At 67.5% G+C, this 2,406-nt stretch carries 2 protein-coding genes; both read right to left on the reverse strand.

The window, feature by feature from the left end:
- A partial coding sequence (locus ELR45_RS23910) for an MFS transporter (RefSeq protein ID WP_205857154.1) occupies positions 1-908 on the reverse strand: 908 nt, incomplete at its 3' end.
- Entirely contained in the window at positions 905-2,071 is a 1,167-nt protein-coding gene (locus tag ELR45_RS23915) for a MalY/PatB family protein (RefSeq protein ID WP_129668580.1), read from the reverse strand. The genes ELR45_RS23915 and ELR45_RS23910, both read right to left, overlap by 4 nt.
- Between the last annotated feature and the right edge of the window lie 335 nt (positions 2,072-2,406).

Here is a 2,406-nt window from a genome sequence, read left to right on the forward strand (position 1 = left end):
CCGATGATCCGCAGCTCAGAGCCATGGTGGGTGAGGTGGACCGGTGTCATGGTCATGATGGCGACCATGACACCGTGGCCGACCACGACCGCGGCCAGCGACAGCAGGGCCGCTGGCCGGTGGCGGATCGTCGACCATGCGGAGGCGCGCGTGGCCTGCACGGCCGGCCGGGTGGGGCCGGCCTGGGCCGGACTGGCCGCCTGGGTGAAGCCGGGCTCCCGGGCGGATTCCGCGGACGCCGGCTCGTCTCGTTGCAGGTTCTGCGCGACCAGCAACGGATCCGGGCGCAGCAGCAGCGCGATGAGCATGGTGGCTGCGATGAAACCGGCCGCGGAGAAGACGAACGGGCCGGCGATCGCGGGGATTCCCAGCCATCGGCCGACGGTTGCACCGGGACCGGTCAGATTCGGCCCCAGCACCGAGCCGACCGTCGTCGACCAGACCACGATGGAGAGATGACGAGCCCGGAACCGATCCGGCGAGAGGTCCGTCGCGGCGTAGCGGGACTGCAGGTTCGTCGCCGTCCCGGATCCGAACAGCAGCAGCCCCACGAGGAAGAGCAGGAATGAGGAGATCACGGCTGCGAGCAGGGTCGTCAACGCTCCGGCGGTGGCGATCGCCCAGCCCATGCTGAGGCTGAGGCGCCGGCCCCGGGCCGCGGCCAGGCGCGCGAGCGGAATCGCCAGCAGGCCCGCTCCGAGAGTGATCATGGTCCCGGCGAGCCCGGACCACCGCTCCGACCCGGACAGCCGGAGCGCCACGACTGAGCCGACGGCGAGCGCCGAGCCGATGCCCAGGCCACCGACGATCTGCGCCGCCACCAGCAGAGCCAACGTGCGTCGCTGGAGCGCGGGAATCGCAGCGGAAGGAACGGGCTCAGGCGTTGGCTCGCCCGCATCACTGGTCATGTGCTGACGTCGGCTATGCGGGTGACCATCTCCCGCAGGATCGGCTTCGGAGTGGCGAAGTTGAGCCGTGCGAAGCCGGTCCCTGCCTCTCCGCATGCCACGCCGTCGACCATTGCGACCCCAGCTCGTTCGCGGATCACCTCGCCGGGGTTGTCGCCGAGGCCGGCCTTGCGGAAGTCAAGCCAGGCCAGGTACGTACCTTCCGGCATGGTGTACCCGACGTCCGGCATGTTCTCGGTGAGCAGCGAACCCAGCAACCGTCGATTCTCGTCGAGGTAGCCCATCACGTCGTCCAGCCACGGCCCACCGGAGTTGTACGCCGCGGTGTTGGCGACCACGCCCAGATTGCTGGCGCCATGCTCGGCCATCATGGCGATCTCCTCCCAGACAGCGGCGTCGTCGTCGTTCGAGATGATGAACTGAGCGCATTTCAACCCGGGAAGATTCCACGCCTTCGACGCCGACGTCGCCGTCACCGAGTGCCCGGCCGTGACCGGGCTGATCGAAGCATACGGAACGTGCCGGTGACCTGCGTAGACCAGCGGCGAATGGATCTCGTCGGAGAACACCCGGGCACCGTGCCGATCGACGACCTCGCTGATCGCGGTCAGCTCCTCAATGCGCATGACGCGGCCCAGCGGGTTGTAGGGGTTGCAGAGGATGAGCAGTCCCCCGCCCTTCACGAAAGCGCGCTCGAGCCCGTCGAGGTCGTAGACCCAGCGGCCGCCGTGCTCGAGCATCGGCACCTCGATGATCTCTCGCCCCATCAGTTTCGGGACGAACAGGAACGGCATGTAGGCCGGGGTGGGAAGGACGACGGGACTGCCCGGCGCGGAGAAGTGTTCGATGGCGATCTGGAGGCCGTTGATCACGTCGGCGATCGGGTGAACCTGCTCGGAATCCACAGGCCATCCGTACCGACGCGCCTGCCAGTCGGCACATGCCTGGGCCATGTCCTGCGATAATGCCGCCGGCAGGTAGCCGAAACCGGCTGTGTCCACCGCTACGTGCAGTGCCTGCTGGACAGGCGGTGCGGTGCCGAAGTCCATCTCCGCGACGAAGGCACCGATGCTGTCCGGATACGTCGACCATTTCACGCTGCCGAGCTCCCGGAGGCTTTCGACCGTGATCGTGTCGAATCCAGCAGCGCGGTTCAAGGGCATGTCACGTCTCCTTCTTCCGCACTGGGCGTGGTCCGCCGTTCTTGGTGCTCGCCCCGGCTCCGGAACCCTGGCTCCCACCAATCTCGTTCAGGCAGTTATAAATCGTGACCGGGTCACGTCGACGGCACCGGCCACTATCTCCACGGCGTCCGAGTTCCGGCCGCCCGCGCGTAACGTTAGATCGTGCCGTAGCGGGCATCCCCGCCGACCCGTTCGAAGTTGGAAACGACGGACTGTGTGGTGTTCATCACCGCAGCAACATCGCCCTGGGTCAAGCCTCGCCGCTTGCAGATCGCGACGAGGCTCGCGATCAGGTCAGCGTAGGACTCGGCATC

It is taken from the genome of Phytoactinopolyspora endophytica, from assembly GCF_004138495.1.
In the GTDB taxonomy this organism is placed as follows: Bacteria; Actinomycetota; Actinomycetes; order Jiangellales; family Jiangellaceae; genus Phytoactinopolyspora; species Phytoactinopolyspora endophytica.

Bases quoted from the DNA above. Each gene is read 5' to 3' on its own strand.
- ELR45_RS23915 (WP_129668580.1), bottom strand. From the start codon at position 2,071: ATGCCCTTGAACCGCGCTGCTGGATTCGACACGATCACGGTCGAAAGC.